This is a genomic window from Panacagrimonas sp. (genome assembly GCF_965216805.1).
GTDB lineage: Bacteria > Pseudomonadota > Gammaproteobacteria > Nevskiales > Nevskiaceae > Panacagrimonas.
In genome coordinates this window covers 1,997,520-2,020,649 of the sequence record NZ_CBDCGN010000003.1, presented here as the reverse complement: position 1 = coordinate 2,020,649, position 23,130 = coordinate 1,997,520, and the positions used below count along the sequence as shown (strand labels likewise).

The window sequence follows — 23,130 nt, the reverse complement described above, 5'->3', positions numbered from 1 at the left end:
TGCGTCCCGACGGAGAATCCCTTGAACCCGAATTCGCCTGTGCCGCGATGGCGCAGGGCACTATGGCTGGCTGCCTTGCTGACACTGGGCGGCTGCGCCAGCGTCCCCGCGGACCGCGGGCTGTCCGGCGTGCAGCGCCTGATCGCCGAGCGCGATGCCCGCCTCGCCGCCCTGCCCCATTCGCAGAACACCGCCCAGCCCGAGCTTGATCGTCAGGTCAATCGCCTGCTGGCCGACCCGCTCACCCCTGACCGCGCGGTCGCGGTCGCCCTGCTGCGCAATCCGAGCGTGCAATTGAGCTACGCACAGCTCGGGCTGGCGCAGGCCGATTGGCTGCAGGCGAGCCGGCTGTCCAACCCGGTGCTGTCCTTGTCGGTGCTCGAATCCGATGCCGATGGCGAGCGCAGCAAGCTCGGCTACGGCCTGGTGCAGAACTTCACCGATGCGCTGTTCCTGCGTCGCCGCGCCCGCAACGCCGACGGCGAGCTGGCGCACGCGCAATCCGTCGCCGCTGCGCAATGGCAGGCCCTGGCTGCGGACGTATACGCGCGCTACTACGCGGCGCTGGGTGCGCAGCAGATCGCACAGATGCGCGCGGTGATTGCGGAAGCCGCGGTGGTCTCGGCCGAACTGGCGGATCGCTTTCACGCCGCCGGCAACCTCAGCGATCTGGAACGCGCGCGCGAACGCGCGGCCGCCGAGCAGGCCATGCTCGACGTGGAGGCCGCGCAGGCGCAACGCGATGCCACCCGCATCGAACTGCTGACCGTCATGGGCCTGTCGCTGGACGCACCGGTCACGTTGTCGTCGGGTCTGCCGTTGCCGGTGACCGACGAGACGCCATTGGCGCACCTGATTGAGCTGGGCCTGAGCCAGCGGCTGGACCTGCAGCAACGACGGCAGAACCAGGCAGTGCTGCGCGCCAGCGCGGAGCTGGCCCGCAAGCTGCGCTGGATTCCGTTTCTGCAGGTGGGCGTGCAAGGCGAGCGTGAAACCGACGGCACCCGCCTGCTGGGGCCGACGCTGTCGGTGGAGCTGCCGATCTTCGGCCGCGACCGCAGCGGCGTGCTGCGCACCGAGGCACAACTGGAACAGGTGCAGGCGCAGACCGAGCTGCTGCGTGCTGCCATCACCGGCGAGATCGGCACTGCCTACGCCCGCATGCTCGCGGCGCAGGCCCGTGCCGCGCGGCATCGAGACGGATTGATCCCGCAGCGCGAGGCCATCGTCGCGCACACCCAGGCCATGCAGAACTACATGCTGGTCGGCCCGTTCGATCTGCTGCTGGCCAAGCAGCAGGAATACGCAGCGTACGAAGGCTATCTGCTCAGCCTGCAGGACTACTGGCAGGTGCGGGTGACGCTGGCACGGGCAGTGGGGGTCGCGCTACCCAGCGATGAAAACATCGGCCAAGCCAGCCAGTTGCCGGTGGTCTTGCCCGATAAAGCACCGGACAACGCCCATCAACACCACCACCATGCCGCGCCCGGCCAGGACGCACACGGCGGCGCGCACAGCAACGAACAGCAACCCGGAGGACATCCCTGATGTTCACACGCAGAAATTTCTTACAGGCGCTCGGCGTCGGCAGCGGCGGGCTGATGGCGGGCTTGAACGCTCGCGCGGCCGCGCAATCACCTCGCTCGGAACATCCGGGGCAGGAGCACGCATCGGCATCTACCGGGAATTACCGTCCGGTGCGCACGCTCAACGGCTGGACCCTGCCCTACGCGCTGCGCGACGGTGTCAAGGAATTTCATCTGGTCGCCGAAGAGATCGAGCACGAGTTCGCGCCGGGCTCACGCGCCAAGTGCTGGGGCTACAACGGCAGCACGCCGGGCCCGACCCTGGAAGCGGTGGAGGGCGACCGCGTGCGCATCCTCGTCACCAATCACTTGCGCGAGGGCACCAGCGTGCATTGGCACGGCATCGATCTGCCGGCCGGCTACGACGGCGTCAGCGGTCTCAACCAGCCTGCCATCGCGCCCGGCGAAACCTGGGTGTACGAGTTCACCCTCAAGCAGCACGGCAGCCACATGTACCACCCGCACGCCGACGAAATGACCCAGATGGCGTTCGGCATGATGGGCCTGTTCGTCATTCATCCGCGCGTGCCGGAAGCCGTGCCGGTGGATCGCGACTACGCGCTGCTGCTGCACAACTGGGCGCTGCATCCCGGCACCTGGCGGCCGGACCCTTCGGTGCTGCAGGACTTCGATCTGTGGACCTTCAACAGCAAGGCCTTCCCCGCCATCGAACACCTGGTGATGCGCACGGGCGAACGCCTGCGCATCCGCATCGGCAATCTGTCGATGTGGAACCACCCCATCCACCTGCACAGCAATCCGTTCTGGGTCACCGGCAGCGACGGCGCGCGCTGGCCGTCGTCGCAGTGGCGGCGCGAAGTCACCGAGATTGTCGGCGTAGGGCAGATGCGCGACCTGGAGTTCGTCGCCACCGAGCCCGGCGACTGGGCGTTTCACTGCCACATGGTTCATCACACCATGGGGCCGATGGGGCACGGCATTCCCAACCCGGTCGGCGTTGATCAGCGCGGTGTGGAGGAACGCATCCGCCGCCTGCTGCCAGGCTACGGCGCGATGGGGGAGCACGGCATGTCGGAGCACAGCGGCCATGTCGCCATGGGCTTGCCGGGCCCCACGAACACGCTGCCGATGATGGCCGGTGAGGGCCCGTTCGGGCCCATCGAGATGGGCGGCATGTTCACCATCCTGAAAGTGCGCGACGACCAGCCGCCTGGCGACTACCGCGATCCGGGCTGGTATCGCACGCCCGTAGATCGGATGGCGCAGCGGGTGAGCACCGACCCGACATTCGGCAATCCGCATCGGCGGCCGGGGTGAAAAGCCCAACGCATCGTGCCTATCACCACGCCGTCTTCAGTTCGCGGCCGCAGGCGGGCATCATTCGCGACCCCGATTTCACGAGTTCCCAGATCGATGCGCATTAGCCCGAATTTCTCGCGGGGGGATCGAGCGATGGCCGTAGGTCGAGGACGTGCAGCGCGCCGGGACGGAGCGAATCCCATAGTGTTTCTATGGGGTGAGTGAGTCCCAAGCGATGTGCGCCGCAGACAGGCCAGCGCCGATCCAGCCGGAGAATCCTCCGACTGTCTGTTTCCGAAACGAGGCCGAAGAACGCTGTGATAACGAGAGTTGGCAATGGATTCTCCGGCGACCTGTGAGAAATGCGGGCTAGCGCCGACCTCCACGGCGCTGCCCTGGGGCACGGTCACCTTGCTGGCGATGACCGCTTTTTCCTCCAGCGGCATGATGCGCATGCTGGATCCGATGCTGCCGCGCCTGGCGCTGGAATACGGCGTGCCGATCGGCCGTGCCGCCTGGACCATCACCGGCTTCGCGGTCGCCTACGGCCTGCTGCAGGCATTCTTCGGTCCGCTGGGAGATCGCCTGGGCAAGCTGAGGGTGATCGCCGGCACCGCCGCCATCGCGGTGCTCGCCTGTCTGGCCTGCGTGCTGGCCTCGGGTTCGTTCACCGGGCTGATCGTGGCGCGCGTGATCGCCGGCGCCTGCTGCGCGGCAGTGATTCCCCTGTCGATGGCCTGGATCGGCGACGCCGTCCCCTACGAGGGACGCCAGACCGTGCTCGCGCGCTTCATGATCGGTCAGATGACCGGCATGGCCAGCGGCCAGACCATCGGTGGCTTCGCCGCCGAACACAGCTTCTGGCAATGGCCCTTCATCTTCTTTTCCGCCGTCTTCGCGCTGGCCGCGCTACTGCTGTGGCGCTCGCTGGCGCAGGCTGAAGCGGCGCATACCCGCAGCCCGGCCCTGGCCGGAAACACCGCGCAAGCGCTGCTGGAGGTGCTGCGCCGACCCTGGGTGCGCGTGGTGCTGCTGGTCGTGCTGCTGGAGGCGATCTTCTTTCTCGGCGCGTTCACCTTCATTGCCACCCACCTGCACCTGGCCGGCGGCATGAGTCTGAAGGCGGCGGGGCTGACCTTGATCGCGTTCTCCGCCGGCGGGGTCGGCTTCGCGCTGATCATCAGCCGCTATTCCGGACGCATCGGCGAAGTGCGGATGGCCGCGCTCGGGACCTTGCTGTCGGCACTGCCGCTGATCGCCCTGGCCCTGTGGCCGCAGGCCTCGGTGGCGGTGGCCGCGGCGTTTGTCTCCGGCGTCGGCTTTTATATGCTGCACAACACGCTGCAGACCAATGCCACCCAGATGGCACCGGATCGCCGCGGCGCTGCGGTCGCCCTGTTCGCCACCAGTTTTTTCCTGGGACAGGCCATCGGCGTGGCGATCTTCGGTGCGGTCAACGACCGCGTCGGCACGCTACCGGCACTGTTGATCGGCGCGGTCGGTCTGCTGCCGGTGGGCTGGTGGTTTGCCTGGGCGCTTAGGGTCCGTCGCGATACGCTGTCGCGACTGAGTGCCTGACCGGGTCGCACGTCCGGCAGCTTACGAACGACGATATTGCTGCGGAATCGTCAGTTCGTAGGTCACACCGGTGCCCTTGGATAGCCAACCCAGATTGGGCCCCCGTTGCGAGCTGAAATACAGCCGGCTGCCGTCGGGCGAAAATGCCGGGCCAGTGAGCTCGGAATCCTGATGCCTGGCTTCCAGCAGGGTACGGGCGGGCCGGTTGGGCACCACCACGATCAAACGGGTGGATGCGCCGTCTTCGGTCACGATGACGTCACCGGCGGGGCCGACCACGAGATTGTCGACGTCGTTGACCGCCAGTTCGATCAGAGCATTGTCGAACACCGTTTCGATCAGGCCGTTGTCGACGTCCAGCGCATAGATGCGGTTGTCGGCCTTGCAGGCGAAGAATGCGAATGCCCGGCTCGGCACACGTCCACCGCTCGGCACCCAGCGCAGCGACGACGGCACTTGATACAGCCACAAACCCTCGGCGTTGCGAAAGCAGGTTCCGGGCACCGGCCGTCCCTGCCGCGCCAGCGCTTCGCGCACTCCCCACTGCGGCAAGCCGGGCTCGACCGCATCGACCCAGCGGACGGGCCGCAATGCACGTGCCTCGGCGTCGCTGTAGGCGTAGCCACCGTTCTCCAGGCCGGCTACTTCGAGCACTTGCAGACGGCCCTGCGTCAGCCTGAGGCGCTGGCCATCGGGCGTTCGATCACGCGGGTCTGCCAGGAAACGGTAGAACCGGCCGTCGCCGGCATCTTCGGTCATGAACACCGAGCCGGTCAGTAGATCCACTGCCGCGGCCTCATGATCGAAACGTCCCAGCATCGGCAGTGCGTGTGCCACGGTGCCGTCACGGAACGGATCGCACTCGAACACCTGCCCGTCACCCACTTCCTCGCACGACAGCCACGTGTGCCAGGGGGTAACGCCGCCGGCGCAGTTGCGGCGGGTGCCATCCAATACGCGATAGGCATCCATCAGCTTTCCGCTGCAGTCGAAACGCAGCGCACCCACGCCGCCCGCGGAGTTCGACTCGCTATTTGAGACGTAGACCCAACCGCCATCGGGGGCGGCGAAACAGCCGCCACCGTCGGGCGCCTTGTGCCAGGCGTAGCCGCGCAGACCCAATGGATCGAACTGGCCGTCGACAGGATTGAACAGGTGCCGTGCCACCGCCCGAAGCTTGAAACCGGGTGGCGCGAGGATGCCGTCGACGCCGGTTTCCACCAGGGGCCCGACACCCGCCAGCGGGCCAGGGGCAATCGAAAATTCGTGAATTTTTCCCGTCGACGTACCGCCGTCAGGCGGGCCCTGCCCCGCCTCCTCCGTACCGCGCATCATCCCGCGGGAAGCGCCGACTGTGGTCGCCGCGCCCAGGAACAGAATGCGCAGGAAATTCCTCCGGCTACATGATCGCACTCGATGACCCACGCCAAGTTCGTTTCGAAGTGGACGCGAGTTGACCGTGCGCGCTTTAACATCCGCATGAATCGGCCGTTCACCAATTTGTTAGTGGCGCGCCGGAACGCAGCGTCGCCATGCGATCCCGCAGTCGGCGCCCGGGCTCCTAGCGGGCTTCGGGGGGTTCCTGTGCGGCGTCCGTGCAGTCCCCACACAGGCCTTGCGCCTCGGTGACCTGGCGCTTGAGCACGAAGCGGTGCGAGCTGGCGGTCTCCGCGATCAAACCCTCCACTGCGGGTGCGCGCACCTCTTCGGCGCTGCCGCAGGCGGTGCAGACCAGGTACAGCGCCTGGTGATGATCCGAAGGATGGTCGCAGGCCACGAAAGCGTGGGTGGATTCCAGACGGTGCGCCAGGCCTTGCTGCACCAGGAACTCCAGCGGCCGGTACACCGTAGGCGGCGCCAGCGCCTTGTCGAGGCGCGTCTGCAGCCGTTGCAGCAGGTCATACGCGCCCATCGGCTGGCCCGCTTCCAGCAATTCCTGGTAGGCGGCGCGGCGCATGTCGGTCAGGCGCTCGCCGCGCTGCGCACACAGCGCTTCGGCGGCTGCCAGCGCCTTGCGGGTGGCGGCGCTGGCAGGCTTCGCGCTGACGGCAGATTTGCGAGTCATGTGTGCAGCATGCTGCAACATGCGCGGATTAAAAAGCTCATCCTGGGACCACGCGCGCATCGCGCAGGCGGTAGATCACGCCGCTGTCACTGGACGGCAGGGTCTCGAAACGCCCTTCCAGCACGATGGGGTCCCAGCTCGCGGCGATGCCCTTGTCGGAAAACACTTCGACCGCACCAGCGGGGCCGCCTGGCACATGAAAAAAGCAGTTGGGCGGATTGGAGGTGAGCAGGAAGCGCTTCTGCTTTTCCTCCGGCTCCAGCGGCATCATGAAACCGGCGAGCTTGACCTGCTGACGGTGGTGCTGGGACACCGCGGCCGGGAACTCGGCGACGACGCTGTCCTGGGTGTAACGCACGCGCGCGCTCATGAGCTGATCCCAGGGCAATGCGCCGTGGATGTCGTCAAGGCTGGCGTAGCCGGCGGCTTCCAGGCTGATCACGTTGAGCACGACCTGTTTGCTGGCGTCGCCGAAACTCACGCTCAGTTGGTCCGCACCCATTTTGCCGGCGAGCACGCCGAACTCGACCATGCCGCTGTCGTCGGAAGGGGTTTGCAATCCGGCAGAGGAAATCTCGGTGATGCGGCTGCTGCCCTTGAGCTGGAATTCCGGCGTGGCGCCGGACACCGGGTTGCCCTGGGCAGTTTCGAACTTGACCGCCAGATAGGCCATCTCGCGCTCCAGCAGATCGACCACATGCTGCTGTTGCTCGTTGTCGTAACCGCGTTCGGACAGCACACGAATGCGGATCTCGCCGGCCTCGCTGGCCGCCACCGGCGGCAGCACGGCTTCTTCGGGTTCCGGCGGCGCCATTTCAGGGTCGGCGTAGGGGGTGCCTTCGAATGCATCGAGCGGCGCGTCCAGCGCCAGTTCCGATTCGCTCAGGCCGGCGGTGGTGGGCGCTGCGGGCACGGTCGGCGGCGCCGGTTGCTCTGGCGCTGCGGACTCGGATGAAGCGCTGATCTCTTTCCACTCCGGCGTCTCGCCCGCAGGCTCGCAGGCGCTCAGCACGCCCACCAGCAAGACCACGCCCAACCCTCGAACCTTCGGCATTTCAACCCTCGGCCAGGATGCTGGCCACATCGACCCGGTAAGCCTGCCACGCAGGCAGCGCAGCCGCGACCAGGCCCACCAGCAGCAGTCCGCCCAACAGCAGCGTTTCCTGCGCCAGCCAGATCAGGCCGGTGAGTCCGACGCCACGCGACTGCGCCAGCCAATGACCCAGCATCTCGACCAGCACATGGCCGAGCGCAAAGCCCAGCACCGCTCCGGCCAGACTCAGCAGCAGGCCTTCGATGAGCAGGCTCAACAGCAGCTCGCCGCGGGTGGCGCCCAGGCAGCGCAGCATCGCCAGGTCGTAGCGCCGGGTCTTGAGCGCGCCATAGAGCGTGGCGAACAGGCTCAGACCCGCGGTGACGATCAGCACGCCCGCAAACGCGCGCAAGCCGTCCAACCCCAGACCCGCCAGTTGCAGCAGGCGGGTGATTTCGAAAGCCGGCGAGGCGGCCTGCAGACTGGATTGCGCATTGATCTGCTGCGGCAGGGTGGTGGCAGCCAGCGGCGAGGCGTAGCGCAGCAGCAGCGCGGTGATCTGGCGATCCTCGGCAACGGGCGCCAGATCAACGCGTTCGTACTGGTGATCGTCATGCTCGTGCTCGTTGTCGTGGTCCGCAGCGTGCGCCGCCGGGTCGTCGACGTGCGGATCGTGTTCTTCGTGGGCGCCCGCTTCATCGTGCAGATTCCACACGCTGTCCAGCGAGGTCAGGATCAAGCGATCCAGCACGGTGCCGGTTTCGGCCAGCACGCCGACTACGCGGTAGGGGTCGCTGTCGTGCACGTGACCGCCCGCGCTCAGGCCATGTGCACCGGCGAACGCGGCGCCCATGGCGAGTGCGCCACTGCGCGCCACTGCCGAGCCCAGCACCGCCTCCATCGGCGCCTGCCACAGCCGGCCGATCACCAGTTGCGCGCGATACAGCTCAAGGTACTCAGACGTGCTGCCGACGATGCGAAAGCCGCGAAAGCTGTCGCCCAGGGCCAGCGGCACCGCGCGGGCCACGCGCGCGTCATCGGCCCAGCGCATGGCATCGGCCTGGCTGATGTTTCCGGTAGGCACGTCGGCGTGATAGACGCTGGACAGGATCAACTGCACCGGGCTGCCCTTGGCGCCCAGAACCAGGTCGATGCCGCGCGCATCGCGCGACAAGGTGGTGCCGAGCTGCTGCCCGACCAGCAGCAGGACCATGATGCTGGCCGTGCCCAGCGCCATCAGCAGCACATTGAGCGCGCTGCCCATCGGCGCCGCGCGCAGGTTGGCCCAGGCCAGTCCACCCAGGGTCATGGTCGCGGACCCAGGTCCACTTCGCGGTCGAGTCGTCCACGCACGCGCTGGTCGTGGGTGACCAGCAGCAAGCCGGCACCGTGAGCACGTGCGCGCGCCAGCAGCAGGTCCAGCACCTTGCCGGCGTTGGCGTCATCCAGGCTCGAGGTGGGTTCATCCGCCAGCAGCAACACCGGCGCGTGCACCAGCGCACGGGCGATCGCCACCCGCTGCGCCTGGCCGCGGCTGAGTTGCGCGGGCTTGGCATCGGCACGGTCCGCCACCCCCAGTTCCGCCAGCGCCCGGCGCGCGGCGCCGACGTCGGTCGCCACCCGCGCCAGCCGCTGCGCCAGCAGAAGATTGTCCAGCACGCTCAGCGCACCCAGCAGGTGCAGGCGTTGCAACACGATGCCGAGGTGACGACCGCGAAAGCGGTCGAGCGCGGCCCCGCGCAGTTCGCTCAGCGCCTGTCCGGCGATGCGCACGGTCCCAGCCTGCGGTCGCAGCAGGCCGGCGACCAGGTGCAGCAGGGTGGACTTGCCGCAGCCCGACGGCCCGATCAGCGCGCAGGTCTGCCCGGCCTGCAGCTCCAGGGCTGGCAGATTCACCACCGGTTGCGGTCCGTAACCGAAGCGCAGGCCCTGCATCTGCAGTAGCGGGTTTTCCATGAATAGCCAGCGACAATGTTTTGTTATAAGTTAACAGGCAGATGAACGGACCCGCGCCCTTGCCTCAAGTTCCCTACCGCCCGCTGTGGGACCGCATTGGCGTGGTGGTGACCGCGGTCTGTGCCGTGCACTGTCTGGCCTTGCCCATCCTGCTGCCGGTGCTGGCGGCGACCGACCTAGCGGTGCTGGCGCATCACGAGTTCGAATGGATAGTGCTGGCCTTCACCTTCGTGCTGGCCGGCGTGGTGCTTTCGCATGGCTATCGCAAGCATCATCGCAGCCTGCTGCCGCTGACCCTGGCGGCCATCGGCGGGGTGATCTGTCTGTTCCGCCATGATCTGGGCCACGCGCTGGAGCCATTCGTGCTCGCCCTCGGCGCAGGCCTGATCGTGGTCGCCCACGTGGTGAACCTCAAACTGTCGCGCCACTTTGCCGCTCACGGCGGCGCGGCTCACGCGCACTGACCGCAGCAGCAGTCGCACGTCCTCCGCCAAGCCGGAGCCGACGCGCTCCACCCGGAGTCAGTACCCCGCCGCCAGTTCCTTCATCGGTATCGCCTCGTCGGCGATGCGGGCGGGCTCGATCACCGAACGCGCGGCGACCAGCTTCTTGGCCAGCATGAATTCCTGCGGCCGACTCACCGCGTCCGCCGCAATCAACACGCCGTCCTTGAAATAGAACGCGCCGAAACTGCGCTGTGCCGGATCACCACGCAGCACGCACAAATCGTAGCCGGCGGACATGCCGACCATCTGCAGTTTCAGCTCGTACTGGTCCGACCAGAACCACGGCACGTTGGCATAGCGCGTTTCCTTGCCCAACAGGTTGTGTGCCGCGGCGCGTCCCTGCTCCATCGCGTTCTGCACCGACTCCAGCCGGATGCGACGGCCGAAGAACGCGCTGGGATGCCAGGTGCAATCGCCGGCCGCGTGAATGTCCGGGTCGGAGGTGCGGGTGAACTCATCGACCACGATCCCGTTATCGACATCCAGGCCCGCGTCCGCCGCCAGTTCCTGGTTGGGCAGGATGCCGATGCCGACCACCACCAGGTCCGCGCTCAGCGCACCGGTGCCGGCCAGGTTCACCTGCAGGCTGCCGTCGTCCATCGACTCGAAGCCGGCGAGTTGCACGCCGGTGCGCAGGTCCACTCCTGCTTCACGGTGCACGCGCTCGTAGAACGCCGACATCTCCGGCGCGGTCACTCGCTGCAGGACGCGCGGCATGGATTCCAGCACGGTCACCTGCAGCCCGGCCTTGACCGCCACCGCCGCCACCTCCAGTCCGATGTAGCCGCCACCGACGATCACCAGGCGCGCGTCGGGTCGGAAGCGCGCGCGAATCGCATCAACGTCAGCGATGCCGCGCAGCGCAAAGATGCCGGGCAGGTCGGCGCCCGGAAGCGTGAGCAGGCGCGGCCTGCCGCCGGTGGCCAACACCAGCTTGTCGTAGGCCAGCTCGCGGCCGTCGGCCAGCTTGACCGTCTTGCCGCCGCGGTTGATGGCCTGCACCGCGGTGCCGCCGAAAAACTCGACGTTGGCTTTCTCCAGCCCGGCCTGCGACATCACGTACAGCGATTCCTGCGTGGTGCTGCCGGCAAGATAGGTCTTGGACAGCGGCGGGCGCTTGTACGGGAAATAGGGTTCATCGCCGACGATGACGATGCTCCCGGTGTAGCCCTGGCGTCGCAACTCGGCGGCCGTCTCGCCACCGGCCTGGCCGGCGCCGACGATCACTACACGCTGGGGCATCGCAGATTCGCTCATGGGATTTCAGATATCGAAAGAAGTGAACGCGCCGACTGCCGGCCGGCGCAGGCCAAGCGCGAAGTTTAACGCGGGCGGCGGCGCGCCTTGAAACAGGCTAGGTGCCGGAGGCTCCGGCCGCGGCCGTTTCGCGCGGCAGTGCCAGACGCGCGGAAAGGCCGCCCATCACAGATCGTTCCAGTTGAAAATCGATACGGTAAAGCGTGGCGATGTCGCGGACAATCGCCAGGCCAAGACCCGATCCCTGACTGTGGCGGTCGAGTTGAATGCCTCGATCCACCGCACGTGCGCGGGCATCATCGGGAATGCCCGGACCATCGTCATCAATCTGCAGATGAACCGTCTGCGCCGTCGCCGTCACTTGCATGTGCACGCGTTGGCGTGCCCACTTGACACCGTTTTCGAGCAGATTGCCGACCAGCTCCTGCAGGTCCTGCGGGTCCACCGCAACATCGGCCTCGCCCGCAAACGCGAGTTCGACCTCCACCGCACGCTCGCGCGACATGCCGCGCACCGCGACGATCACCGGCTCGACCGCACTGCGCAGATCGGTGTGTCGGTGCCGGCCCGCCGCACGCCCGGCGGCGGCCGCGCGCGCCAGGTGATGGTCAACGATGTCCTGCACCTGAGCCAGATCCTCACGTAACCCGGCCGCGTCCGGCGCCGGCGCCGCAACGCGCAATCGCATGGTCGCCAGCGGGGTCTTCAAGGCGTGTGCCAGATTGCCGGCGGTGGACCGTGCGCGTTCGATCAGGTCTTCTTGGTACGCCAGCACCTCGTTGATCAGCCCGGCCACCTCGCGCAGGTCCGCCGGCAACGCCGGATCGACGCGGGCACGACGGCCCTGCCGGACCGCTTGCAGGTCGCGCTCCATGCTGCGCAACGGCGCCAAGCCCCAGCGTATCTGCAGGGCGAACACCGCTACCAGCATCACGCCCAGCGACCCGAGCGCCAGCACCAGCAGCTTGCGGAACGCCAGCAGCTCGGGGCGAATCTCGCTCAGCGGCGCGGTCACCACCAGTTCCACCGGATCGGCCACACCGGCCAGGCGCAGTCGCAGCACCTGCGCGAGCAAGGCCTCGTCACGCGGGCCGGCGAGTTGGATGCGCCGGGCCGGGGCGGCGCTGTCGGCAATGCCGTCCAGGCTCGAATCCCACAGCGAGCGCGAAGTCAGCAGAACCTTGCCCTGACGACTTATCTGCCAGTACCACCCGGAATAGACCTGGTCGAAACGCAACTCCCGGGGCGGTCGCGAGAACCCGATCCGGTCTTGAGGCTGGACCTCGATCAGCCCGGCCAGCGCGCTGGCATAGGCTTCCAGACGGGCTTCCAGACCGGCAACGGCAGAGCGCTCGAATGCCTTGCCGATCACCGTGCCAGCCAGCGGCAGCAGCAGCAGCATGACGACACAGGCGAACAGCAGCAGCCGTGCGCCGACCGAAAATTTCATGCGCACAGATTCACGCGTCGACGCCGCTGGAACCGACGATAAACCCGCGACCTCGCACGGTCTGGATCACCTCGCGACCGATGCGCCGCCGCACGCGCCCGATCAGCACGTCGATGACATTGGAGTCGGGATCGCAGTCGCGCTCGTAGACGTGCTCGACCAGTTCGGTGCGCGACACCACCCGATCACGCGCCAGGAACAGATATGCCAGCAGCTTGTACTCCTGCGCCGTCAGCGCCACCGGCGCGCCGTCCACCAGCAGGCGACCGCGGTTCAGATCCAGGCTGCAAGTGCCGACGTTGATGACCGGGTTGGGCTCGCCATGACTGCGGCGGATCAGCGCCTGCAGACGCATGACGATCTCCAGCGGCTCGAACGGCTTGGTGACGTAATCGTCGGTGCCGGCCGCAAAGCCCGCCACCTTGTCCGCCCAGCGCGCGCGTGCGGTCAGGATCAGCACCGGTGCCGCAATGCCCGCGTCACGCCAGTTGCGCAACAGGCTCAAGCCGTCGATCACCGGCAATCCCAGGTCCAGCACGGCAGCGTCGTAGGTTTCGGTGCGCATCAGGAAATCCGCCTGATCGCCGGCGCTGGCCAGATCCACGCTGAATCCGGCGTCGCGCAGCACGGCGGTCAGAGCATCCGCCAGGGGCCGGTCATCTTCGGCGAGCAGGACTCTCATCGGCGACGCGCTGCTTCGAGATCGCGACCTTCAATGTTCAGCAGTTGTCCGCTGCGGGCATCGAATTCGAACTCCAGCTTGTCGCCCCGCGGGGTCAGCAGATCCACCTCGTAGATCAGCAGCTCGTCGTCATCGTCGTCTTCCAGTTCGACCTCGACGATCTGGCCGACATAGTTCTCCTCGATCCAGTCCAGGATGGTCTTGAAGGAGACGATCTCGTTGCGCTCCAGCGCCTGGCGCAGACCTTGATGATCGTCACCGCGCACGACGGCGCTGCCCGCGCCCAGCGTGATCGCGCCGACCAGCACCGCGGAAAAACGCACACGTCCGTTCATGCGCTTACTCATTACCCGATTGGTACGCCATGGCCATTGAGTATGGTCGTTCAATTCACTGTGAATCGATCATGAACGGGTGGTTCACGTTGTCGATTCCGCGCCTCATGAGAATGCGTCCGTCATTTCCAACCGGAGCATCCTCATGAATCGACCTCTTGCCCTCACCGCCGCCGCCGTCCTGACCGTCTCCTGGCTGGCACTCGCCGTATCGCCCGCCTATGCACAGCGCAACGCGGACGATGATCTGCAGCGTTGGAATCAGGCGCTGGATACCCTGGCCGCCAACGGCATGCAACACATCGAGGAGATCGAGCTGACTTTGACGGGTCGATTCGATGTGGAAGCCGCCAACGCGGAACGGGTGGAGCACGATCTCAAGCTGAGCAAGGACGGCACGCAGGTGCTGGCCTCACGCAGCGACGGTGACATCGAGGACGTCACTGAGCATCTGAGCCTGGACCAGGTTCGAGCAGCGCTGGGCTGGCTGCAGAGCGGTGGCTATCGCAATCTCAGCGAAATTTCCGCCGATGACGGCCTGCTGGAGATCCAGGCGGACAACGCCGAGGGTCGCAAGGTCGAGCTGACCCTCAAGCCCGGCACCCACGAACTGATCGAGATGGAATTCGAGCGTCGCCTGAGTCTCAATTGAAGTTCGGGTCAACCGCAACGTCGCGGCCAAAATCGCGCAGAAAAAAGCCGCCCCGGGAAGAAACTCCCGGGGCGGCTTTTTGATTCAACTTCTACAAGCTGTTGAGCGCAGCCTCAGATCGCGCCACCCAAGCTGACGCAGACGCTCTTGGTTTCGAGGTAGTTCTTCAGCACTTCATGGCCCATCTCACGTCCCCAGCCGGATTGCTTGTAGCCGCCAAAGGGCATCGAGGCGTCGAAGATGTTGTAGCAGTTGACCCACACGGTGCCGGCCTTGAGGCGGTTGGCAATCTTGTGGGCCAGGCCAATGTTGGTGCTGAATACGCCGCCGGCCAGGCCGTACAGGCTGTCGTTGGCGCGGTCGATCAGAGCCTGGTCGACGTCCTTGAACGGCATGGCGGTGAGGACCGGTCCGAAGATCTCTTCCTGGACAACCTTCATCTGGTCGTTGGTGTTGACCAGGACGGTGGGTTCGATGAAGTAGCCGTTGCCGGTGACGGGGTTGCCGCCGCACAGGGCCTGGGCGCCTTGTTCGCGTCCGGAGGTGAGAAAGCCGGAGACGCGCTCGTACTGGGTCTGGCTGACCATGGGGCCCATTTCGGTGCTGGGGTCGAGGCCGGGGCCGAGTTTGATCTTCTTGCCGATGTCGGCAATGCCCTGAACGACCTTGTCGTAGACCTTTTCCTGGACAAACAGTCGGGAGCCGGCACAGCAGGCTTGGCCGTGGTTGAAGAAGATGCCCATGGCAGCGCCGGGGATGGCGATGTCGAGGTCGGCGTCGTTGAGGATGATGTTGGGGCTCTTGCCGCCGAGCTCCAGGGTGACTTTCTTGAGGTCGTTACTGGCGGCTTTGACGATGAGCTTGCCGACTTCGGTGGAGCCGGTGAAGGCGACCTTGTCGACATTGGGGTGGGCGGCCAGGGGGGCGCCGCAGGTCTCGCCAAAGCCGGTGAGGATGTTGACGACGCCGTCAGGCACGCCGGCTTCCTGCATGATCTCGGCGAGCTTGAGGCCGGACATGGGGGTCTCTTCGGCGAGCTTCATGACGACGACGCAGCCGGAGGCGAGCACGGGGGCGAGCTTCCAGGCGGCCATCAGCAGGGGGAAGTTCCAGGGGATGATCTGGGCGACGACGCCGACCGGTTCCTTGCGGGTGAAGGCCTGGTATTCGACGCCAGGGGTGTAGGGGACGGACAGCTGCAGGCTGTTGCCTTCGATCTTGGTGGCCCAGCCGGCCATGTAGTGGAAGATGTCAGCGGCCAGGACGACGTCGGCAGCCCGGGCAATGCTGATGGGCTTGCCGTTGTCGATGGATTCGAGCTGGGCGAGTTCTTCGGTGTACTTGAGAATCAGGTCGCCAACCTTCCAGATGATGCGACCGCGCTCGGAGGGGGTCATCTTGGTCCACGGACCATGATCGAAGGCCTTGCGCGCGGCAGCCACCGCGGCGTCGACATCGGCCTTCTCACAGGCGGCAGCGTGCCCGATCACCGATCCGGTGGCGGGGTTGTACACCTCAAAGGTCTTGCCCGACTTGGCCGCCACCCACTGGCCATCAATCAATACCTTGCGCGGGGTCCCGATAAACGCCTGTACCGACGGCAGCAACGCCGTCAAATTGCGATCTCCATCCATTGCAGTCTCCTCAGTGTGCCGACGACCGTCGGCGTTCATAAATTCAAGAATGACCGGCTGACCGCCATGCACAATCGTGGCGGCAGTCGAGACCGGCAGAAAAGCACCGTTTTCAGGTCAGCGCAAGTGGGGTGCTCCCAGGGTTCGATACCCGCCCGGCAGACCCGGGACGGCGGGTCCACCGCGTCTGCTGCGATGCTCAAGCCGGCGGGGTCTGAAGCCATTGCACCAGATGTGGGTGCAGCACCTCGAAGGGCTGATAGCCGATGGTCAGCCGCTGCAGGCGCTGACCGCTGCGCAGCAGCACCGCCGGATAGCCCTCGATACCGCAGCGGCGGACAAAGTGAATGTCCTCGCCCAGCGCCTCGACCGCTTCCTGGGCCTCGAATCCAGCAAGAAAGTCGGCTCGCGCCACGCCGAAGGACTGCGCGTAGTCAGCCAGCACCTCGGGGTCCTTGAGGTCGCGCCGACCCACGTAGAACGCCTGCTGCAGGCTGCGCAGGTAGTCCAGCCCGCACAGCGGCTTGAGCCGGATCATCAAGGACAGGGCGCGGCAGGACGGCTCGGTGTTGTAGACGAATTCCGTATCCAGCGGATGGCTGAAATCGAAGGGCTGGCCGCTGCGGTTTGCGACCTCCTGCCAGTGGTGCATGATGTCGCGCACCTCGAATTCCGATAACGGCTGGCGGCTGTCGACACGCAGGCCACCCGGCAGAATCCTGAGCGCCGCCTTGCCGCGGATCAGCTCAGATACGTGCTCCATCACCGGCGAAAAGCCCCAGCACCAGGAACACATGGGATCGGCGATGTAGATCAGTTCCTTGTCCATAGCCTTCGCTCCGTTGGTTTGCCGAGGATAAATCCGCTCAGGCCGCGCTGGCTGCCGACTGTTTGGCATCCAGCTCGGCCCGGGCCTGGGCGTATTCTGCGGCCAGCCGCTGCACCAGCGCCGCCGCTGGCAGCACGGCCTTGACCGCGCCGATACCCTGGCCGCAACCCCAGATGTCCTTCCAGGCCTTGGACTTGTCGCCACCGAAATCCATCTTGCTGGGATCCGACTCGGGGAGCTGATCGGGGTCCATGCCGGCATTGCGGATCGACGGCGCCAGATAATTGCCGTGCACACCGGTGAAGAGATTGGAATAGACGATATCGTCGGAGGTGCTGTCGACGATGCACTGCTTGTAGGCTTCGGCCGCGCGCGCCTCGACGGTGGCAATGAAGGGCGAGCCGATATAGGCGAAGTCCGCACCCATCGCCTGCGCCGCCAGTACCGCGCGACCGTGGGCAATGGCACCGCTCAGGGCGATCGGGCCATCGAACCACTCGCGCAGTTCCTGCACCAGTGCGAACGGACTCTTGGTCCCGGCGTGACCGCCGGCACCGGCGGCCACCGCGATCAGACCATCGGCGCCTTTCTCGATCGCCTTGCGTGCGAAACGATCATTGATGATGTCGTGCATCACCACCCCGCCATAACTGTGCGCAGCGTCGTTGATATCGGTCCTGGCGCCCAGCGAGGTGATGATTACCGGCACCCGGTATTTCACGCACAAGGCCATGTCCTCTTCCAGGCGCGCGTTGGACTTGTGCACGATCTGATTGACCGCGAAGGGCGCGGCCGGCCGCTCCGGATGTGCCCGGTCATGTGCAGCCAGCGCTTCGGTGATCTCAGCCAGCCATTCGTCGAGCTGCGCGGCTGGCCGCGCGTTGAGGGCGGGCATAGAGCCGATGACACCGGCCTTGCATTGTTCGATCACCAACCGCGGACAACTGATGATGAACAGCGGCGCGGCAATCACCGGCAGGGATAAACCACTCAGGACGGGCGGCAGATTGGACATGGCGGGGCTCGACGAATCGACAAGTAAGGGTTGAGCGGCTTGTTCCGCAGGTTGAATCGGGGGACAGCCGGGCTAGCGCGCCAGGGGTCGTTTGCCGCTGAGCAGGAAGTCCAGCATCGTCTGCACGTGCGGATTGCCCGCCGCCAGTGCGGCCATTTCCTGCTTGACATCGGCGATGAGCTTGCCGGAGCGGTAGATCAGGCGATACGCCTCTTCGATCGCCTGCACGTCGGCAGGATCGAACTGGCGACGACGCAGGCCTTCCTTGTTGATGGTGCGTGGTTCGGCCGGATTGCCCTGAACGGTCACGAACGGCGGCACATCGCCCGAAACGCCGGCAGAAAACGCGGTGAATGCATGCGCGCCGATCCGGCAGAACTGATACACCAGCGTATAGCCGCCCAGAATGACCCAATCGCCAATCTGAACGTGTCCGGCAAGGCTGGCGTTGTTGGCGAACACGGTGTCGCTGCCCACCTGGCAATCGTGCGCGATGTGGCAGTAATTCATGATCCAGTTGCGATCTCCGATGCGGGTTTCGCCGCGCTTGGTGTCGAACTCCTTCATGGTGCCACGCTGCACGGTCACGAACTCGCGGATCACGTTGCCGTCGCCGATCACCACCGAGGTGGGATCGTCGGGCTTGGCGGTCTTGTCCTGCGAGATCGCACCGAGCGCCGCGTAGGGAAATATCTGGTTGTCGCAGCCGATACGCATGGGGCCGCTGAGCACCACATGACTGCCGATGCGCGTGCGCGCGCCGATGCGCACGCCGGGACCGATCACGCTGTAGGGGCCGATTTCGACGTCCGAGTCCAGCTCGGCGGCGGGATCGATGATGGCGGTGGGATGGATCGCTGCGGTCACGGACGCCTCCCGATCACGACGCTTCCTGACCTCGGGCCGGCTTTTTCAGCACGCACATCATGTCGGCTTCACAGGCCAGCTCGTCGCCAACCAGCGCCTTGGTGCGGAACTTCCACAGGTCGCGCTTCTGCTTGTCGAGGTCCGACACCAGCCGCAGCTGGTCGCCGGGCACCACCGGACGCTTGAAGCGTGCGTTGTCGATGCCGGCGAAGTACAGGATCAGCCCGGAGTCGGCGCGCAGGCCGGATTTGAGCACCGCCAGAATGCCGCTGATCTGCGCCAGCGCCTCCAGGATCAGCACGCCCGGCATCGTCGGCAACTCCGGGAAATGGCCGACGAAGAAGGCTTCGTTATAGGTCACGTTCTTGATCCCGGCGATGGAGACACCGACTTCGTGCTCGATCACGCGGTCCACCAGCAGAAACGGATAACGATGCGGCAGCAACCGCATGACCTCGCGGATATCGAAATTGACCTGATTACTCATCCCCGCCCTCTTCCCCCTGTTCGCCGGCTTTGCTGTCGATACCCAGACGGGACTCGACTTCGCGAAGGCGCAGCTCGGTTTGCCCCAAGCGGCGATAGCGGGCGACCTGCTTGCGCCATTGCCGCGCCTCGGCGATCGGCACGCCCGATCCGTACACCCCCTTGTCCGGCAGCGACTTGGTCACCATCGCCATGCCGAGGATCACCACGTCATCGCCGATGTGCAGATGGCCGCCGATCCCCACCGCTCCGGCGATCATACAGCGCGCTCCGATGCGGGTACTTCCGGCAATGCCGGTGCAGGCCGCAATCGCGGTGTGTTCGCCGATGTGGCAGTTGTGCGCCACCATGATCAGGTTATCGAGCCGCACCCCGCGCTCGATGATCGTGTCTTCCAGCGCACCGCGGTCCACGCAAGTCCCGGCACCGATCTCGACATCGTCGCCAATCAGCACCCGACCCAACTGCGGCACCTCTTCCCAGCCGTCGGGGCCGCGCGCGTTGCCGAAGCCGCGGGCTCCGATGATCGCGCCAGGCTGAAACTGGCAGCGCGCCCCGATCGCCACGCGCGCGCCCACATGCACCTGCGCCACCAGTCGGCAGCCCGGGCCCAGCACCGCATCGCGTCCGACCACGCAGGCGGGGCCGACGAAGCTGTTCGCGCCGATCGTTGCGCCGCGCTCGATGACCACATTGGGCCCGATGTGTACGCCATCGCCGAGCACCGCGGTGTCATGCACCACCGCGCTCGGATGGACGCCGGGATCAAAGGCCCGATCCGGATCGAACAGTTTGGCGATGCGCGCGAAAGCCAGATAGGGATCGCGCGCGACCAGACCCGCGCCCGGCAGATTCTGTGCGTCCCGCGGCCCGACGATTACCGCGGCGGCGGCGGTGCTGCCGAGCTGCGCGCGCAACTTGGGATTGGACAGAAAACCCAGGTGCCCGGCCTGGCCCGGCTGCAGGGTGCAGACACCACTGATGGGCGTGCTGCCATCCCCTTTGAGCTCCAGTTCGAAACGGCGCGCCAGTTCGTCCAGACGAATCGCGGACATTGCGACAGCCGGTCGATCCGGACTGCGGCTTACTTGCCGCCCTGCAGACGCTTGATGACCAGATCGGTGACGTCGACTCCAGGGGCGGCGAACACCGGATCCTGAACCACCATGTCGGCGCCTTGCTCGGTGGCGATCTCCACCACCACCTGCTTGATGCTGTTCATCAGGCTTTCGCTGAGTTCGCGATCGCGCTTCTGGAAATCCTCGCCGAACTGACGCTGCTTGTAATCGATATCGATACGCCGTGTCTGCAGGTCCTTTTCGGCCTTGGCGCGCGCATCGCTGCTCATCACGTCGGCTTCGCGGCGGAACTTCTGGGTGTCCTCGGCAAACTTGCGCGCCTCGGCTTCGAGATCGGCTTTGCGCTTCTCGAACTCGGTCTTCATCTGGTTCTGGCTGGCGGCGAACTGCGGAGAGGCCGCGACGATCTCGGCAGCACGAATGGACAGGATCTTGAGTTCGGCGTGCGCAGGCACGACAGCTCCGAAAGCAAGAACGGCAACAGCAAGGATTTTGGTCAGATTACGCATGGCGGTTTTCGGTGGTGGCACAAAAACGGGGACGGGGTTCCGGAATGATCAGAAGCCGGAGCCGAAATTGATCTGGAAGCGATCGGTGCGATCGCCGGGTTCGTTATCCAGCGGGATGGCGTACGACAAATCGAGCAGACCGAGAAACGGTGTGAACCACTGGAAGGCGAAACCGGCCGACGACCGCAGCAGATCGGCGTCGAAGTCGTTGGGCGATTCGAACACGCGGCCGATATCGTAGAACAGACTGATGCGGGTCGAGCGCTGGTCGCTCTCGAACGGCGTGGGGATCACCAGTTCGGTCTGCGCGGTGGTGCGCAGGCGGCCGCCATACGGGTTGTCGAACGGAGTGTCGCGTGGGCTCAGGGCACCGTCGCGATAACCGCGCACCGTACGCGCGCCGCCCGCGAAGAAATTCTCGTACGGTGGCACCTGCGACGCACCGCTGCCGTAATCGTCGCTGTACGCCAGATTGGTGGTGATTTCGGCGAAGAACTTCCACAGCAGCGGTACATACTGCTGGTAGCGATACGTGGTGGTGAAGTATTCCAGATCGCTACCCGGAACCTTGAGGTCCAGGTTGAGCTGGTGCAGCGATCCGCGCGAGGCGAAGAAGGTACGGTTGCGGGTGTCTCGCGCAATACCGGTTCGCAGTTCGAAGTCGGTGTATTTGGTGCCGTTGTCGGTCACGAACGCCAGCACCTGGTCCGACGAGGAATTGGCGAAGGTATCGATGGCGGTCTGTTCGACACCGAAACCTGCCCGCAGCGCGGTGTACTCGGACAGCGGGATACCGTAGGTCAGTGCCGCACCGATGGTGTTGTAGTTGAATCCGGAACTGAAGCGGATGACGGAGTCGGCGCGGCGATACGACAGCGAGATGGTCTGGCTGATACCGTCCTTGGTGAAATACGGATCGCTCCAGGACGCGTTGATAGACCGCGCGATGGTGTTGTTGTTGACCTCGAAGCTGACGCGGTTGCCGGTGCCGAGGAAGTTGGTGTGAGTCAGGCTGCCGGTGACCTGGAATCCTTGCGAACCCGAGAAACCAACGCCGAACTGTACCGATCCCGGCGGACGTTCCTTGATGTTGAAGTTGATGTCGACCAGATCGTCGGTGCCGGGCACCGGCTGGGTTTCGACCTCCGCCTCTTCGATGAACGGCAGACGCGCCAGACGCACGCGCGAACGCTCCACGCTGCTCTTGGAGAACGGCGCTGCCTCGAGCTGGCGCATCTCGCGTCGCAGCGTTTCGTCGTGGGTACGGCCATGGCCGGAGAAATTGATGCGGCGGACGTAGGCGCGCTTGCCAGGATCGACCACGAAATTCAGCGTGACTTCCTTGCTGTCCTCGTCGACTTCGGGAATCGGCGTCACCTTGGCGAACGCAAAGCCGACGTCGGACAATGCCGCTTCCACGCGGTTGGCGCTTTCGGTTGCTTCCTTGCGCGAGAACCACTCGCCGTCGCGAGTCGACAGGAACAGCTTGAGAAAGTCCGGGGTGAGCACGGTGTCGCCGGAGAAGCGGGCATCCTTGACCTTGTAGCGGTCGCCCTCCTCGACGTTGATGGTGATGTAGATGTCTTCTTTGTTGGGTGACAACTGCACCTGCACCGAGGCAATCTCGAACTTCAGGTAGCCGCGGTCCTGGTAATAGGACGACAACGCCTCCAGGTCTCCGTTTAGCTGCTGCTTGGAGTAGCGATCGGATTTCTGGAACGGCTCCCATTTATTGCTTTTGGACAGCTTGAAACTGTCCAGCAGCTCCTCGCGGCCGTAGATGGTGGCGCCGATCAGGTTGATGTCGCGGATGGTGGTGACCTTGTTCTCGGTCACGTCGATCTTCAGGTCCACCCGGTTGTTCGGCAACGGCTCCACCGTGGTCTCGATCTCCACGTCGTAGTAGCCGTTGGCGTAGTACTGGCGCTGCAATTCCTGTTCGACGCCGTCGAGTAGCTCGCGTTTGAACAGTTCGCCCTCGGTCAGCCCCAGGCTCTTGAGAGAGTCCATCAGCTCGTCGCCGCCGACCGCCTTGTTGCCCTCGATCTCGAACGAGGCGATGGCCGGTCGCTCGCGCAGCCGCACCACCAGGACTTCGCCCTCGCGTTCCAGGCGGATGTCTTCAAACAGGCCGGATGCGTACAAGCCACGCATCGCCTGGCGTGAAGTCTGGGCGTTGAGCGTGTCGCCGACCGACAGCGGCAGGTAGGTGAGCACCGTACCGACGTCAAGGCGCTCGAGTCCTTCGGCGCGTATTCCGCCAATGACGAAAGGATCGAAGGCCAGCGCGCCCGGCAGCCACATGGCCGCTGCCGCGCCCGCGATCAATCGGAGCATGAAACGCTTGTTTT

General features: G+C 65.5%; 22 protein-coding genes. 5 read left to right on the top strand and 17 right to left on the bottom strand.

What is annotated here, in order from left to right; all coding sequences use genetic code 11:
* The first annotated feature begins 21 nt into the window (after nucleotides 1-21).
* From ACOOHP_RS22300 to ACOOHP_RS22290, 3 genes are all read left to right on the top strand, one after another.
* Nucleotides 22-1,548 carry a TolC family protein gene (locus ACOOHP_RS22300; protein ID WP_420468652.1) on the top strand — a complete coding sequence of 509 codons (1,527 nt, stop codon included), beginning with the start codon at nucleotides 22-24 and terminating at the stop codon, nucleotides 1,546-1,548.
* On the top strand, nucleotides 1,548-2,864 hold the full coding sequence (locus ACOOHP_RS22295) for a multicopper oxidase family protein (protein ID WP_420468651.1): 1,317 nt from the start codon (nucleotides 1,548-1,550) through the stop codon (nucleotides 2,862-2,864). Before ACOOHP_RS22300 ends, ACOOHP_RS22295 begins: the two co-directional genes overlap by 1 nt.
* A 318-nt stretch (nucleotides 2,865-3,182) precedes the next feature.
* Nucleotides 3,183-4,424 (top strand): MFS transporter, encoded by a 1,242-nt coding sequence (locus tag ACOOHP_RS22290; RefSeq protein ID WP_420468650.1) that lies wholly within the window; start codon nucleotides 3,183-3,185, stop codon nucleotides 4,422-4,424.
* 21 nt (nucleotides 4,425-4,445) lie between these two features.
* Here ACOOHP_RS22290 and ACOOHP_RS22285 read toward each other — a convergent pair whose 3' ends face one another.
* The 5 genes from ACOOHP_RS22285 to ACOOHP_RS22265 form a co-directional block, all read right to left on the bottom strand.
* Nucleotides 4,446-5,759 carry an alkaline phosphatase PhoX gene (locus tag ACOOHP_RS22285; protein ID WP_420468649.1) on the bottom strand — a complete coding sequence of 438 codons (1,314 nt, stop codon included), beginning with the start codon at nucleotides 5,757-5,759 and terminating at the stop codon, nucleotides 4,446-4,448.
* A 226-nt stretch (nucleotides 5,760-5,985) separates the two neighbouring features.
* Nucleotides 5,986-6,489: a Fur family transcriptional regulator gene (locus ACOOHP_RS22280; RefSeq protein WP_420468648.1), complete on the bottom strand. Its 504-nt coding sequence runs from the start codon at nucleotides 6,487-6,489 to the stop codon at nucleotides 5,986-5,988.
* 37 nt (nucleotides 6,490-6,526) lie between these two features.
* Entirely contained in the window at nucleotides 6,527-7,543 is a 1,017-nt protein-coding gene (locus tag ACOOHP_RS22275) for a DUF3299 domain-containing protein (protein WP_420468647.1), read from the bottom strand.
* A gap of 1 nt (nucleotide 7,544) precedes the next feature.
* On the bottom strand, nucleotides 7,545-8,831 hold the full coding sequence (locus tag ACOOHP_RS22270; RefSeq protein ID WP_420468646.1) for an FtsX-like permease family protein: 1,287 nt from the start codon (nucleotides 8,829-8,831) through the stop codon (nucleotides 7,545-7,547).
* Nucleotides 8,828-9,478 (bottom strand): ABC transporter ATP-binding protein, encoded by a 651-nt coding sequence (locus ACOOHP_RS22265; protein ID WP_420468645.1) that lies wholly within the window; start codon nucleotides 9,476-9,478, stop codon nucleotides 8,828-8,830. The genes ACOOHP_RS22270 and ACOOHP_RS22265 overlap by 4 nt, the downstream gene beginning before the upstream one ends.
* Nucleotides 9,479-9,537: 59 nt before the next feature.
* Between ACOOHP_RS22265 and ACOOHP_RS22260 the strand changes: the two genes are divergently transcribed.
* Complete coding sequence (locus ACOOHP_RS22260) at nucleotides 9,538-9,942, top strand: MerC domain-containing protein (protein ID WP_420468644.1); 405 nt, start codon at nucleotides 9,538-9,540, stop codon at nucleotides 9,940-9,942.
* Between the two features lie 57 nt (nucleotides 9,943-9,999).
* On the opposite strand, the gene ACOOHP_RS22255 is transcribed toward ACOOHP_RS22260, so the two are convergent.
* The 4 genes from ACOOHP_RS22255 to ACOOHP_RS22240 all read right to left on the bottom strand — a co-directional run bounded on the left by ACOOHP_RS22255 (nucleotide 10,000) and on the right by ACOOHP_RS22240 (nucleotide 13,708).
* The gene (locus tag ACOOHP_RS22255) at nucleotides 10,000-11,241 is read right to left on the bottom strand and encodes an NAD(P)/FAD-dependent oxidoreductase (RefSeq protein ID WP_420468643.1); all 1,242 of its coding nucleotides are present in this window, start codon (nucleotides 11,239-11,241) and stop codon (nucleotides 10,000-10,002) included.
* Between the two features lie 97 nt (nucleotides 11,242-11,338).
* Nucleotides 11,339-12,691, bottom strand: a complete 1,353-nt coding sequence (locus ACOOHP_RS22250) for a sensor histidine kinase (RefSeq protein ID WP_420468642.1) — start codon at nucleotides 12,689-12,691, stop codon at nucleotides 11,339-11,341.
* Between the two features lie 10 nt (nucleotides 12,692-12,701).
* Entirely contained in the window at nucleotides 12,702-13,373 is a 672-nt protein-coding gene (locus ACOOHP_RS22245; RefSeq protein ID WP_420468641.1) for a response regulator transcription factor, read from the bottom strand.
* Nucleotides 13,370-13,708: a PepSY domain-containing protein gene (locus tag ACOOHP_RS22240; RefSeq protein WP_420468640.1), complete on the bottom strand. Its 339-nt coding sequence runs from the start codon at nucleotides 13,706-13,708 to the stop codon at nucleotides 13,370-13,372. Before ACOOHP_RS22240 ends, ACOOHP_RS22245 begins: the two co-directional genes overlap by 4 nt.
* A 145-nt stretch (nucleotides 13,709-13,853) precedes the next feature.
* Between ACOOHP_RS22240 and ACOOHP_RS22235 the strand changes: the two genes are divergently transcribed.
* Nucleotides 13,854-14,360 (top strand): PepSY domain-containing protein, encoded by a 507-nt coding sequence (locus ACOOHP_RS22235; protein WP_420468639.1) that lies wholly within the window; start codon nucleotides 13,854-13,856, stop codon nucleotides 14,358-14,360.
* A 113-nt stretch (nucleotides 14,361-14,473) separates the two neighbouring features.
* Here ACOOHP_RS22235 and ACOOHP_RS22230 read toward each other — a convergent pair whose 3' ends face one another.
* From ACOOHP_RS22230 to bamA, 8 genes are all read right to left on the bottom strand, one after another.
* Complete coding sequence (locus ACOOHP_RS22230) at nucleotides 14,474-15,994, bottom strand: aldehyde dehydrogenase family protein (protein WP_420467041.1); 1,521 nt, start codon at nucleotides 15,992-15,994, stop codon at nucleotides 14,474-14,476.
* Nucleotides 15,995-16,193: 199 nt separating this feature from the next.
* The gene (locus ACOOHP_RS22225) at nucleotides 16,194-16,823 is read right to left on the bottom strand and encodes a DsbA family protein (RefSeq protein WP_420468638.1); all 630 of its coding nucleotides are present in this window, start codon (nucleotides 16,821-16,823) and stop codon (nucleotides 16,194-16,196) included.
* 37 nt (nucleotides 16,824-16,860) lie between these two features.
* A complete protein-coding gene (locus ACOOHP_RS22220; protein ID WP_420468637.1) occupies nucleotides 16,861-17,838 on the bottom strand; it encodes an NAD(P)H-dependent flavin oxidoreductase in 978 nt (325 codons plus the stop codon).
* 72 nt (nucleotides 17,839-17,910) lie between these two features.
* Nucleotides 17,911-18,705, bottom strand: coding sequence for an acyl-ACP--UDP-N-acetylglucosamine O-acyltransferase (gene lpxA / locus ACOOHP_RS22215; RefSeq protein WP_420468636.1), 795 nt, complete (start codon nucleotides 18,703-18,705; stop codon nucleotides 17,911-17,913).
* 13 nt (nucleotides 18,706-18,718) lie between these two features.
* The gene (gene fabZ, locus ACOOHP_RS22210) at nucleotides 18,719-19,192 is read right to left on the bottom strand and encodes a 3-hydroxyacyl-ACP dehydratase FabZ (protein WP_420468635.1); all 474 of its coding nucleotides are present in this window, start codon (nucleotides 19,190-19,192) and stop codon (nucleotides 18,719-18,721) included.
* Entirely contained in the window at nucleotides 19,185-20,246 is a 1,062-nt protein-coding gene (gene lpxD / locus ACOOHP_RS22205) for a UDP-3-O-(3-hydroxymyristoyl)glucosamine N-acyltransferase (RefSeq protein WP_420468634.1), read from the bottom strand. Before lpxD ends, fabZ begins: the two co-directional genes overlap by 8 nt.
* A gap of 29 nt (nucleotides 20,247-20,275) precedes the next feature.
* Nucleotides 20,276-20,725 (bottom strand): OmpH family outer membrane protein, encoded by a 450-nt coding sequence (locus ACOOHP_RS22200; RefSeq protein WP_420468633.1) that lies wholly within the window; start codon nucleotides 20,723-20,725, stop codon nucleotides 20,276-20,278.
* Nucleotides 20,726-20,827: 102 nt separating this feature from the next.
* Nucleotides 20,828-23,116 (bottom strand): outer membrane protein assembly factor BamA, encoded by a 2,289-nt coding sequence (bamA, locus tag ACOOHP_RS22195; RefSeq protein ID WP_420468632.1) that lies wholly within the window; start codon nucleotides 23,114-23,116, stop codon nucleotides 20,828-20,830.
* Nucleotides 23,117-23,130: the final 14 nt, after the last annotated feature.